At 68.3% G+C, this 12,356-nt stretch carries 11 protein-coding genes and 2 riboswitches; of the genes, 5 read left to right on the top strand and 6 right to left on the bottom strand.

The genetic code is table 11. The annotated features are described in order from the left end of the window. Positions 1–7 precede the first annotated feature (7 nt). Together rfbD and rfbB are read right to left on the bottom strand one after the other, a co-directional pair. Positions 8–898, bottom strand: a complete 891-nt coding sequence (gene rfbD, locus SFB74_RS04485) for a dTDP-4-dehydrorhamnose reductase (protein ID WP_432729525.1) — start codon at positions 896–898, stop codon at positions 8–10. Continuing rightward, entirely contained in the window at positions 895–1,971 is a 1,077-nt protein-coding gene (gene rfbB, locus SFB74_RS04480; RefSeq protein WP_432729523.1) for a dTDP-glucose 4,6-dehydratase, read from the bottom strand. Before rfbB ends, rfbD begins: the two co-directional genes overlap by 4 nt. Positions 1,972–2,087: 116 nt before the next feature. Beyond that, positions 2,088–2,185, top strand: a riboswitch (glycine riboswitch). Positions 2,186–2,188: 3 nt separating this feature from the next. Then, a riboswitch (glycine riboswitch) is annotated at positions 2,189–2,294 on the top strand. A gap of 94 nt (positions 2,295–2,388) precedes the next feature. On the opposite strand from rfbB, the gene SFB74_RS04475 reads away from it, so the two are divergent. Then, positions 2,389–3,696 (top strand): D-amino acid dehydrogenase, encoded by a 1,308-nt coding sequence (locus tag SFB74_RS04475; protein WP_432729522.1) that lies wholly within the window; start codon positions 2,389–2,391, stop codon positions 3,694–3,696. Positions 3,697–3,715: 19 nt separating this feature from the next. Here SFB74_RS04475 and SFB74_RS04470 read toward each other — a convergent pair whose 3' ends face one another. The 4 genes from SFB74_RS04470 to SFB74_RS04455 form a co-directional block, all read right to left on the bottom strand. After that, a complete protein-coding gene (locus tag SFB74_RS04470; protein WP_432729521.1) occupies positions 3,716–5,122 on the bottom strand; it encodes an RtcB family protein in 1,407 nt (468 codons plus the stop codon). 205 nt (positions 5,123–5,327) lie between these two features. Next, complete coding sequence (locus SFB74_RS04465; protein ID WP_432729520.1) at positions 5,328–6,608, bottom strand: FIST signal transduction protein; 1,281 nt, start codon at positions 6,606–6,608, stop codon at positions 5,328–5,330. 46 nt (positions 6,609–6,654) lie between these two features. Continuing rightward, entirely contained in the window at positions 6,655–7,407 is a 753-nt protein-coding gene (locus SFB74_RS04460) for a PhaM family polyhydroxyalkanoate granule multifunctional regulatory protein (protein ID WP_432729519.1), read from the bottom strand. Positions 7,408–7,537: 130 nt separating this feature from the next. Next, entirely contained in the window at positions 7,538–8,983 is a 1,446-nt protein-coding gene (locus tag SFB74_RS04455; protein WP_432729518.1) for a PLP-dependent aminotransferase family protein, read from the bottom strand. Between the two features lie 122 nt (positions 8,984–9,105). Between SFB74_RS04455 and SFB74_RS04450 the strand changes: the two genes are divergently transcribed. The 4 genes from SFB74_RS04450 to SFB74_RS04435 all read left to right on the top strand — a co-directional run bounded on the left by SFB74_RS04450 (position 9,106) and on the right by SFB74_RS04435 (position 12,340). Next, complete coding sequence (locus SFB74_RS04450) at positions 9,106–9,705, top strand: LysE family translocator (RefSeq protein ID WP_432729517.1); 600 nt, start codon at positions 9,106–9,108, stop codon at positions 9,703–9,705. Continuing rightward, positions 9,702–10,664: a DMT family transporter gene (locus SFB74_RS04445; RefSeq protein WP_432729516.1), complete on the top strand. Its 963-nt coding sequence runs from the start codon at positions 9,702–9,704 to the stop codon at positions 10,662–10,664. Before SFB74_RS04450 ends, SFB74_RS04445 begins: the two co-directional genes overlap by 4 nt. Then, positions 10,664–11,071 (top strand): VOC family protein, encoded by a 408-nt coding sequence (locus SFB74_RS04440; protein WP_432729514.1) that lies wholly within the window; start codon positions 10,664–10,666, stop codon positions 11,069–11,071. Before SFB74_RS04445 ends, SFB74_RS04440 begins: the two co-directional genes overlap by 1 nt. Before the next feature lie 66 nt (positions 11,072–11,137). Beyond that, positions 11,138–12,340 (top strand): PLP-dependent aminotransferase family protein, encoded by a 1,203-nt coding sequence (locus SFB74_RS04435; RefSeq protein ID WP_432729512.1) that lies wholly within the window; start codon positions 11,138–11,140, stop codon positions 12,338–12,340. Positions 12,341–12,356: the final 16 nt, after the last annotated feature.

Raw genomic sequence — 12,356 nt, 5'->3', positions numbered from 1 at the left:
GTGAAGTTCAAAGGATCTCGCGCAACATGCGCGCGACGCCTTCCTGCCATGGCGGCAGGCGCAGGCCGAAAGCGGTCTGCAGCTTGGAGGTGTCCAGCCGCGAATTGTGCGGGCGCTTCGCAGGCGTCGGGAAAGCGCTGGTCGACACGGCTTCGACCGCATCCGGTCCGGCCTTGAGTTCGACGCCGGCCTGCTGAGCCAGTTCGAGCACGAAGCGCGCGTAACCGTGCCACGTCGTTTCGCCGCCGGCAATCGCGTGGTAGAGCCCGACCTTGGAAGAATCTTGCAACGTCGCCCGAATGGCATGCGCCGTCACGTCAGCCAGTAGTTCCGCGCCGGTCGGTGCACCGAACTGGTCGTCGATGACCGTCAGCTTGTCGCGCTCCTTCGCCAGCCGCAGCATCGTCTTGGCGAAGTTGCCCCCGCGCGCCGCATATACCCAGCTCGTGCGAAAGATCAGATGCTTCGCACAGTTCCGCGCCACCAGTTGCTCGCCTTCGAGCTTGGTCTGCCCGTACACGCTGAGCGGACCAGTCGCATCGTCTTCCTTCCAGGGCTTCGTACCGCTGCCGTCGAAAACGTAGTCGGTCGAGTAGTGCACCATCAGCGCGCCGATCTTCTGCGCCGCCTCGGCCACCACACCGGGCGACGTGGCGTTGAGCTTGCGCGCGAACTCGGGCTCGCTCTCGGCCTTGTCGACGGCGGTGTGCGCTGCCGCATTGACGATCACGTCGGGGCGGACCTTCAGCACCGTGTCGGCCAGCTCCTCCGGACGGCTGAAGTCGGCGTGGAGGTCGGTGCTGTCGAAATCGAGCGCGACCAGTTCACCAAGCGGCGCCAGGCTGCGCTGCAGTTCCCAGCCGACCTGTCCGCCCTTGCCCAGCAGCAGCAGCTTCATGCCGCGGCCTTCGCGTTGTTGTCGTACTGCTTCTCGACCCATTCGCGGTAGGCGCCGCTTTGAACGTTGCGCACCCACTCGCTGTTCGCGAGGTACCACTCCACGGTCTTGCGGATGCCGGTGTCGAAGGTTTCGGCGGGCTTCCAGCCGAGTTCGGCTTCGAGCTTGCGCGCGTCGATGGCGTAGCGGCGATCATGGCCGGGACGGTCCGTGACGTAGGTGACCTGTTCCTTGTAGGGCTTGCCGTCGGCACGGGGGCGCAGTTCGTCGAGCAGCGCGCACACGGTATTGACGATCTCGATGTTGGGCTTCTCGTTCCAGCCGCCCACGTTGTAGGTCTCGCCGAGCTTGCCGGCTTCGAGCACTCGGCGGATGGCGCTGCAGTGGTCCTTCACGTAGAGCCAGTCACGCACCTGCATGCCGTCGCCATACACGGGCAGGCTCTTGCCGGCCAGCGCGTTGACGATCATCAGGGGGATCAACTTCTCGGGGAAGTGGAACGGGCCGTAGTTGTTCGAGCAGTTGGTGGTCAGCACCGGCAGGCCGTAGGTGTGGTGCCAGGCGCGCACGAGGTGGTCGCTGGCCGCCTTGCTGGCCGAGTAGGGGCTGTTCGGCTCGTACTTGTTCTCTTCGGTGAAGGCCGGGTCGGTCTTGGAGAGCGAGCCGTAGACCTCGTCGGTCGACACGTGCAGGAAGCGGAAGGCCGACTTCTGATCGGCCGGCAGCGCGCTCCAGAAGCCACGCACCGACTCGAGCAGGCGGAAGGTGCCGAGCACGTTGGTCTGCACGAAGTCTTCGGGGCCGTGGATCGAGCGGTCGACATGCGACTCGGCGGCGAAGTTCACGACGGCGCGCGGCTTGTGCTCGGCCAGCAGGCGGTCGATGAGGGCGCTGTCGCCGATGTCGCCCTGAACGAAGATGTGCTTCGGGTTGCCCTTGAGCGACGCGAGCGTCTCGAGGTTGCCCGCGTAGGTCAGCTTGTCGAGGTTGATGACGGGCTCGTCGCTGTTCGCGATCCAGTCGAGTACGAAATTGGCGCCGATGAAGCCGGCACCGCCGGTAACCAGGATCATGAAGTCCCCTGCTGTTGTGTGGAACGATCGCCCTGCGGCAAATCAACAGGCGATTATCCCATCGGGCAAAAGGAGAAAAATCAAAGGTTGGCGCCCGCGCGAGCCCCACCTACAATCCCCCCACTGCAGGAGAGCGGGCCACCCCGGTGGCCCTACCGAAGGCGCAAACTCCCATAAACGCTCAGGTCGGTCCTCACGGGCCTGTACTGCACCAACTGAAACGCCGTCTGGAGAGCCGCCACGCCACGTGGCGCACCGAAGGAGCAAACCCTCTGCGGGCGCAGCGGGTGAATCTCTCAGGTACCGAGGACAGGGGGAGCGGCAACTTGGACTGCGGTCGTCCAGTTGCTTTCGCTATTCATTCGATAGCAAACAACACCCGCCGTTCAAGCGCTGCATCCTCAAAAGGTACTTGAAATGCGCGTGATCGTTCTCGGCGCCGGCCTGCTCGGCGTGACCTCGGCTTACTACCTCCAGCAACTCGGCCACGAAGTGACCGTGATCGACCGGCAGGCGACCCCGGCCGCAGAAACCAGCTTCGCCAACGGCGGGCAGATCTCCGTCAGCCACGCCGAACCCTGGGCCAACCCCAGCGCCCCCCTGAAGGTGCTGCAATGGCTCGGCAAGGAAGACGCCCCGCTGCTCTTCCGCATGCGCGCCGACATGCGCCAGTGGCTCTGGGGCCTGCAGTTCCTGCGCGAATGCACCCCGGCGCGCACCCGCCACAACATCGAACAGATCGTTCGTCTCGGCACATACAGCCGCTCGATGTTGCAACAGTTGCGCCGCGACACCGGTCTCAGCTACGACCAGCGCACACAGGGCATCCTGCACTTCTACACGACGCAGAAGGAGTTCGACGGCGCCCTCGAGCCCGCCGAGCAGATGCGCGCCCTGGGCTGCGAGCGCCAGGTCATCTCGGCCGACGAGGCCGTGAAGATCGAGCCCGCCCTCGCCCACATCCGTCCGAAGCTGGCCGGCGCCACCTACACGGCCGAGGATGAATCCGGCGACGCCAACCGCTTCGCCCGCGAGCTCGTGGGCCTGGCCGCAGCCGCGGGCGTGAAGTTCCTGATGAGCCACACCGTGACCGCGCTGCGCGAGGCCGCCGGCAGCATCGACCACGTCGAGGCCACCGACAGCGAAGGCCGCTTCCAACGCATCCGCGGCGACGCCTTCGTGCTGGCCATGGGCTCGCTCAGCCCGCTGTACGCCGCGCCGCTGGGCATCCGCCTGCCGATCTACCCGGCCAAGGGCTACTCGGTGACGCTGCCCGTCAAGGACGCCTCGAAGGCCCACCAGGTCTCGCTGACGGATGACGAATTCAAGCTCGTGTTCTCGCGCTACACCTCGGCGTCGGGCGACCGGCTGCGCATCGCCGGCACGGCCGAACTCAACGGCTACGACCGCGACCTGAACCGCGTGCGCTGCGAAGCCATCGTGCGTCGCGTCGAAGAGCTTTTTCCCGGCGCCGGCGACACCACCCAGGCCCAGTTCTGGACCGGCCTGCGCCCCGCCACGCCGAGCAACGTCCCGCTGATCGGCAAGACGAAGCTGCCGAACCTGTTCCTCAACACCGGCCACGGCACCCTGGGCTGGACGCACGCCTGCGGCTCGGGCAAGTCGATCGCGCGGATCGTGAGCGGGCTGGAGCCGGAGGTCGATTTCGCGTTCACGGGGATGCCGGCCCCCAAGCCGCGCATCCCCCAACCCGCACTGGGCTGACGAACCGGCAAACCCCGGATCACGCCTTGAACGTGATCCAGGGCCTGAGCCGCACCGCACAGTGGATCAGGCCCGCACGCTCCTGCGCGTCGATCACCTCGCCGATGGGCTTGTAGGCCTGCGGCGCTTCCTCGATCCGGCGCTCCTCCCGCAAGGTCACGCACTGCCAGCTTGCCTGCACGTCGACGGGCGCCGGCCGCATCGCGCGTACCTGCTGCCGGCGCATCCGCCGGCCAGCGCCATGGCTGCACGACCAGAGCCAGTCTTCGTGCCCCAGTCCGGCCACCAGATAAGAGTAGTCGCCCATCGAGCCGGGAATCAGCGCCAGATCGCCCGCATTCGCCGGCGTCGCTCCCTTCCGGTGGATGTTCATGCCATGTTCCCGCAGCACGACGTTGTGCGGCACGTCCACGACTAGTCTCGACGACGTGGCACCCAGCAAATCCGCGAAATCCTTGCGTACCAGTTCGGCCAGGACGACCCGGTTTGCCCATGCGTAGCGCGCCGCCACGCCCATGGCCTCCAGATATTCGTCGGCCAGCGGTCCCGTCAGGCCATACAGGCCGCTTCTCGGATGACGCAGGCCCTTGGGCCATTCGCTGCGGGCACGGTCCATCCAGCGGCCGCCCACATGGAACCCGATGTCGCGCGAGCCGCTGTGGATCATCACGACCACGTCCCCTGCCTTCAGGCCGGCGCGATAGGCCTCGTGACGGTCCATCACATGGTCGACAACTTGCAGTTCCACGAAGTGATTGCCGCTGCCCGGCGTGCCGAGGCAGGGGTCACGAAACACCTCATGGCGGACGCCGGTGTAGGCCTCGGGCGCATGCCGCGCGCTGCCGCCGAACGTCGCCAGGCCGATGCAGGCATCGAGTTCGGCCTGCATCCGGTCGCGGTCGCACGCCGACCATAGCCCGCCGTCCTGTACCGCTTCGAGGAATGCCGACGGCCCCACATCGAACAGCGCCCTGAATGCCGCCGTGTGCACCGGCACGTCGCGCCCGCTGTCGAGCAGGCTGCGCGTGAGCCTCTCGACCAGCCGCGTCTTGTGCGGCGCCACCTGGTCGAGCGTGAGCCCGGTGGTCAGCAGCCGCATGCCGCAGTTGATGTCGGTACCCACCGCTGCAGGAATGACAAAGTCGGCATCGGTCGCGACAACGCTGCCGACAGGTGCGACAGAACCCGGATGGAAGTCGGGTGTCGCACAGGCCTTGCACACGCCCCGCTCGCCGTCGGGCGAGCGCACGCTGGCAAAAGCCAGCAACTGATTCACCGCCTTTTCTTCCAGCGGAAGACTGGGCGGCAGGAGCACCGTGGCCTGCGAGGCCTCATGGCGGAGGTGATAAACGCCGTCGCAGTAGTCGACGGCAATGCCAGCGCGCGAAAAGGCGCGCTGAAGTCTGGAGAAACGAAGGTCGCTCATGGCTGCTGTTCCATTGGGGAAACCGTGTCGGTTTCCTGCCTCGTCGCACTTTGCGTGGAGAGGCGAAAGAGATCGCCCGCGCATCACTGACGATGCGCGGTTGGCTCTTTCTTGCAGCAGCAGAGATTCAAGAAAGCGGGCGGATTCTAGCGATGCATGTTTCCGCCGGAAACCCACCCGTCGCTTTTTCGCGTCGAGTCTGGAATCAGTCGTTGGCGGTGAAAACCGTCAACACCCCGGTATACCCATACAGATGGTGCCGGGCGATCTCGCCCGCGGCGAAGAAGCCGACCAGAGGCACATCGCCCAGCGCGTGCCGCACGATCTGCAATTCCGCCCCCGGTGCGCCGAAGTGCGGCCCGCCGCGGCCGGAGCAGCTCACGTACACAGCCCCCGCGATGCGCCTTGCCGGATGCGGCGCCGCTTCGGCCTCGCCCGCCGCCACGGCGCGGGCGGTGGCCAGCGTCTGCTCCTCAGGCTCCAGTTCCTCGCGAATTTCCGCGCAGATGCGCATCAGGTCGGCGCGCGCCGCCTGGGCGTTTCGGCGGCAGAAGGTCAGCCGCATGCCGGCTTCGGCCGTGTCGGCAATGGCGATGCCGCGCCGCGTGGGGTCGAGTCCGATGATGTGACGCACGAGCACGTCGGCGCCCAGGTCGCCGGTGCGGCGGATGCCGTCGGCGCCTGCGTCGGCCAGGCCGACCAGGGTGTTGCGCACGGCGTCGATGGCCTCCTGCGGGCGTTCGAGCGACACCTGCAGGTCGGCCAGCAGCACGTCGAGCGCCGGCTCGCCGTCGAGCTTCAGCAGCAGGTTGCCGTCGGCCTCGGTGATCTCGCGCTCGCGCACCGCGCCCGAGCGCAGCGGCTGGCAGCCCTGGGTGACGCGCGACACCAGCCGCACGCCCTCGCCGAACACCACGCCCGAGAGCCCGCCCGAAAACACCCCGCCCGCGGCGCCATGTCCGCGGATGTTGCCGTTGCCGCCGATGGCGAACTGCAGCGAGCCGCCGCGCCCTGAAGACAGGCCGCCGAACAGGTAGCCAGTGTCGGTGCGCCCCGCCATCTCGCCGATCAGCTCGGCCAGGTCGGGCGTGGCGGGGTCGGCATGCACCAGCGCCGTGTGCGCCTCGAAACCGCTCATTTCCGAATTGCCCAGCGGCGCGACGCCGGAGAAAACGCGGTACTGGTCGCTCGGCAGGGCGCAGAGCATGAGGGTCATGCCAGGCTCGTCGAAGTACTCGGCGTTGTTGGCCGACACGCCGACGCCGACGGTGCCCGACCAGTCGGTCACTTCCGGCAGTTCGGCGCTCAGGTGGTCGAGGATGTCCTGCGCGTCGTTCGCGTAGTGGTCGGTGATGTAGAGCAGCCCCAGCGTCGGCGACGAGGCGTAGTCGGGCAGCGCCATCTGCGCCCGCAACTGCGCGAGCACGAGGCCTGCCGCCATTCGCCATTGCGGATGGGTGGCATGGCCGGAGGGAAACAACTTCATGATGCGTGCCAACCCGTTCTCTTCAGGAAATGATGTGTGTATGACGTCAGCGCCGCGCGGAGGTTCGCTTGCGCGCGGCGGTCGACGCCTTCTTCTTGGCGGCGGCCGGTGCCGCTGTCTTCTTCGCGGCTGCAGCGGGCTTGCGGGCCGCCGCCGGCTTGCTGCCGATGACCGAGCCGACCGCATCGGCCAGCGGCTGGGCCATGGCCGGCACCTTCAGCTGGGCCGCGTCCTGCAGCGCCGTGCTGGCGATCTGCTGGAACTGTTCGGTGAGCGAGCCCCACCACTGCATGGGGTCGACCACGCCGGCGCCGTCGGCCGCCGCGGCCTTCGTCGCCTTGGCGGAAGCCGGCCTGCTGCGCGATTTCTTCGGCGCCGGGGCTTCCTGGATCTCTTCCTCGGCTATTTCTTCCTCGTCCTCGATCTCCTCCGGCTCGGGCTCCGGAGCTGCCGCCGCCGCGGGTGCGGGCGCCATCGCGGCCGCCTGCCGGGTGAACGCGCTGGCGATGTCTTCCATGCGCACATTCATGCCGCGCAGCGTCGACAGCGTCATCTTCTGCACTTCGAGGGCCTGGATGGTGGCCTTGAGCGCATGGCCGTTCTGTTCGAGCCAGTACTGCACCGTCTTGAGCTCCTGGATGCGCTTGTCGACTTCCTCCACGCTCAGCGTGGGCGCCACCCAGCTCGCGATGCCCGGGATCGAGCCGTTGCCCGATGCCGCGCCACCGGCGAGGTTCTTCAGGAAGTCGAATCCGGGAACGAACTGGCTGAAGTCGAAGGGCTTGCTGGCGTTGCTCATGCGGGAGGTCTCCTGGGTGCTGGGTATGGATTTTCTTGTGCTGCCAGCTTACTCCAAGCCTCCGGGGTTTGGCCCTCCCGTACCGCCTTTTCCCAATGTGGATTGCCCTTCGCGGAACACGGGCCGCCGGTCAGAGCTCGCTTCGCACCTTGCTGAAAACCTTCCAGAAGGTCGCGTCCTGCGAGGTCGCGAAGTTGATGCGCATCATCGTGCTCGGCGGCCGCCGCGCATGGAAGAGCGAGCCCGGCGCCAGCAGGTAGCCCTGGTCGAGCATGCGCTGCGTGAGCGCGTCGGTGTCCACGCCGGTGTCGACCCAGCCGAAGAGCCCCGCCGGCTCCGACGCGAAGGTGCAGCCGTGCGCCATGGCCAGCTTCACCGCCCGCCCCCGCGCGCCGTCGAGCCGGATGCGCACGCGCTCCGAATGCCGGCGCAGCTGCCCCTGGTCGATGCACCACGACAAGGCCCGCTCGAAGAGCGTGGGCGAGGTCAGCGTGGCCAGCAGCTTGGTTTCGAGCAGCCGCTCCTTCAGGTCGGGCGGCGCGGCGAAGAAACCGATGCGCCAGTTGGGCGCCAGGATCTTCGCGAAGCCGCTGACGTAGATGGTGCGCTGCAGCCCGTCGAGCGCGCTCAGCCGCGTAGCGTGCTCGGGCGCGAGGTGGCTGTAGGTGTCGTCCTCGACGATGTGGAAGTCGTACTCGTTGGCCAGCTTGAGCACGCGGTGCGCGCTGCCCGGCGTGAGGCTGTAGCCCGTGGGGTTGTGCAGCACGCTCACGCTGACGAAGAGCTTGGGGCTGTGCAGCTTGCAGTACTGCGCCATCACCTCCAGGTCGGGCCCGTCGGCGCGGCGCGGCACGGGCAGGATGCGCATGCCCAGCGCCTCCAGCCGGGCGAACTCGAGCGCCCAGCCCGGCTCCTCCACCATCACCGGATCGCCCGGGCGCAGCAGCGTGCGGCTCACGATGTCCAGCGCGTGCGTGGCGCCCACGGTGGTGACGATCTGGTCCGGCGAGGCCGGCACGTTGATGCCCACCAGCTTCTGCGACAGGCTGCGCCGCAGGCTCATGTCGCCGGCGGGCTCGCCGTACTGGAGCGACAGCTCCTGCAGCGCGGCTGTACCGGTCACGCGCCGCACGGCCGTGGGCATGAAGGTCGACGCCATCCAGTCGGGCGGGAATACGCCCATGCCCGGCTGCGGCTTGTCGCTGGGGCGGTGGAACATGCTGCGGATCAGCGAGCTGGCATCGGCCGGCACGCGCGAAGCCATCATCTGCACCGCGATGGCCGCCGGCATGCCCATCACGCCGTTGGCGTCGGCGCCGCTGGCCGGGCGGCCGTCCTGCGCCGGGGCGGAATCGCGCACGTAGAAGCCGCGCTGGCGCCGGGCTTCGACCAGCCCCTGCGCCAGCAGCTGGTCGTAGGCGGCGACCACCGTGTACGGGCTCACGCCCTGCTGCCGCGCGCATTCGCGTACCGAGGGCAGGCGCGCGCCCGGCGGCAGCAGCCGCGTGCGGATGCGCTCTGCCAGGCGGTCGGCGAGCTGCCCCGTCAGCGACTGTGTGGAAGTGCGAGTGAGCATGCGTCGTCCGGGCTGTGCCGGTTTCCCTGGCTTCTGTGTCGAAGGGATGACCAATACAGATTGGGTGATTGTTCGATCATCTGTACTGGAACTGTAATGGTCTCAAGTTTAGAGTGTGTGTCATGAACTGGCAAGAATTCACCGCGCTGCTGGTGCTGGCCACGGCGATGAGCTTCTCGCCCGGCCCCAACACCACGCTCTCCACCGCCCTGGCGGCCAACGGCGGCCTGCCCCGCGCCATGCGCTTCGTGGTGGCGGTGCCGGTCGGCTGGACCCTGCTGCTGGCGCTGTGCGCCGCCGGCATCGGCGCGCTGGTGGTGGCGATGCCGTCGCTGCGGCTTGCCATCAAGGCGCTGGGCATCGGCTACCTGCTGTGGCTCGCGTACAAGCTCAGCGGCAGCGCCACGCTCGGCAGGGCCGACGGCAAGAGCCTCTCGGTCGGCTTCGGCCAGGGCGTGATGCTGCAGTTCGTCAACATCAAGGCCTGGCTGCTGGCGCTCACGCTGGTGGCCGGCTGGATCGCCGGGCAGCCCGACGCGCTGCACCGTTTCGCGATCGTGGCGCCGGTGATGCTGACCTACGCCTTCGCCAGCAACTTCGCCTATGCGCTGGTCGGCGCCATGCTGCGCGATTGGCTGGCCAAGGGCTCGCGGCTGCTGTGGTTCAACCGCGCGATGGGCCTGGTGCTCGTGCTCACGGCCTGGTGGATGGTGGGCGTATGAAGCTCGACGTGAAGGACGAAACGCTCGGCATGTGGCTGGGTGTCGTGGGCGTGGCGATGTTCGCCATCACGCTTCCGATGACGCGCCTGGCCACCGGCTCGCAGGAGGCGCCGCAGCTGTCGCCGTGGTTCGTCACCCTCGGGCGCGCGGCGCTGGCGGGTGTGCTGTCGGCGATCTTCCTGCTGGTCACGCGCTCGCCGCGTCCGGCGCCGCACCAGTGGAAGCCGCTGGGCATGGCGGTGCTGGGCAATGCCATCGGGTTCCCGCTGCTGCTGGCCTACGCGCTGCGCGTGGTCACGGCCAGTCATGCGGCGGTGGTGACCGCCTTGCTGCCGCTGGTCACGGCCGCCGTTGCGGCCTGGGTGCTGCACCAGCGCGCGCGACTGGGTTTCTGGCTCTGCGCCATCGCGGGCAGCCTGCTGGTGGTGGTGTTCTCGGTGCTGCGCGCGAGCCAGAGCGGACACGGCTTCGGCTTCGAATGGGCCGACCTGCTGTTGGTGGGCGCGGTCATCGCCGCCTCGCTGGGCTACATCTACGGTGCGCAGGTCACGCCCTCGCTGGGCGCCGAGCGCGTGATCTGCTGGGTGTGCGTGATGGCGCTGCCGGTCACGCTGCCGGCCACGCTGGCGTTGTGGCCGACGCAGCCCGTCGCCACCGCCTCCTGGCTGGGCTTCGTCTACGTCGGCATGTTCTCGATGTGGATCGGCTTCTTCGCCTGGTACCGCGGCCTCGCCCTGGGCGGCGCGCTGCGCGTGAGCCAGACGCAACTGCTGCAGCCTTTCCTGTCGATCCTGGCTTCGATCCCGATCCTGGGCGAGCCGCTCGACGTGGTGACGCTGGGCTTCGCCGTGGCCGTGGTGGCCACGGTGGTCATCGGCAAGCGCCTCTCCCAGCCGCCTGCCTCGCCGGCCGCGGCCCCGCTACCCGCCGGCGCGGCCAGCCCCGGAAGGAGCCGGTGATGTTCAGCCACGTCACCGTCGGCTGCACCGACCTGCCGCGCGCCGCCGCCTTCTACGACGCGCTGCTCGCCCCGCTGGGCCTCGAGCGCCGCCCTGTCGTGCCCGACGGCGGCCCCGAGGCGGCCTGCTGGGTCGCGCCGGGGCAGGCGCTGCCGCGCTTCTACGTGTACATCCCGCTGGACGGCGAACCCGCCGGCGTCGGCAACGGCAGCATGGTCGCGTTCAACGCGGCCTCGGCCGTTGCCGTGCATGCCGCCCACGAGGCGGCCCTGCGCCACGGCGGCCGCGACGAAGGTCCGCCGGGCCCCCGCCCACGCTACGGCCATGGCTATTACGGCGCCTACCTGCGCGACCCGGACGGCAACAAAATCCATGTCGCATACCGTGGCGACATCCGGGCGGACTGAATCCCGCCCCGCCTGTACCCTCTATTCATCCGAATCTCACACCTCACCGCCTGAAAGAAGAAAGCCATGAACTGGAAACTCGCCGCCCGCGCCGCCAAGATGAATCCCTCGGTGCTGCGTGAAATCCTCAAGGTCACCGAGCGCCCGGGCATCATCAGCCTGGCCGGCGGCCTGCCCTCGCCCAAGACCTTCCCGATCCAGGCCTTCGCCGACGCCTGCGCCGAGGTGCTGCACAACGACGGCCAGGCCGCGCTGCAGTACGCGGCCAGCGAAGGCTACGCGCCGCTCCGCCAGGCGGTGGCCGACATGCTGCCGTGGGACGTCGACGCCTCTCAGGTGCTCATCACCACCGGCTCGCAGCAGGGCCTCGACCTCGTGGCCAAGGTGTTGATCGATCCGGGCAGCAAGGTGCTGGTCGAAACGCCCACCTACCTCGGCGCGCTGCAGGCCTTCGGCCCGATGGAGCCGCACCCCGTGGGCGTGGCCAGCGACGACGAGGGCGTGATCGTCGACGACCTCGTGGCCAAGGCGAAGGACGCCCGCTTCATCTACCTGCTGCCCAACTTCCAGAACCCCACCGGCCGCACCATGACCGAAGAGCGCCGCGCCGCCGTGTCGGCGGCCGCTGCCGCCGCCGGCCTGCCCATCGTGGAAGACAACCCCTACGGCGAACTCTGGTTCGACGAAGCCCCGCCGTTGCCGCTGGCCGCGCGCAACCCCGAGGGCGTGATCTACCTCGGCTCGTTCTCGAAGGTGCTGGCTCCCGGCCTGCGCCTGGGCTTCCTGGTGGCGCCCAAGTCGATCTACCCGAAGCTGCTGCAGGCCAAGCAGGCCGTCGACCTGCACACGCCGATCTTCACCCAGCGCATGGTCTCGGCCGTGATGAAGGACAAGTTCCTCGACACCCACGTGCCCACCATCCGCGCCCTGTACAAGCGCCAGCGCGACGCGATGATGGCCGCGCTCACCCGCGAGATGAAGGGCCTGGACGTGAAGTTCAACGCGCCCAAGGGCGGCATGTTCCTGTGGGCGCGCCTGCCCGAGGGCGTGGACACCGTGAAGCTGCTGCCCAAGGCCGTGGAGCGCAACGTGGCCTTCGTGCCCGGCGCGCCTTTCTACGCCGGCGAAGGCGATCCGCGCACGCTGCGCCTGTCGTTCGTGACGGCCAGCGTCGATGAGATCGACACCGCCATCGCCGCACTGGCGCAGACGCTGCGCGAAGAACTGGCGCTGCTCGGCGAGAAGACGCCGGCCGTGGCGCAGGCCTGAAACCACGACCCAGGAG

Source organism: Variovorax xiamenensis, from assembly GCF_050916385.1.
Classification (GTDB): Bacteria; Pseudomonadota; Gammaproteobacteria; order Burkholderiales; family Burkholderiaceae_C; genus Variovorax.
The sequence above is the reverse complement of the archived record's forward strand: the minus strand, read 5'-3'. Positions and strand labels throughout refer to the sequence as shown.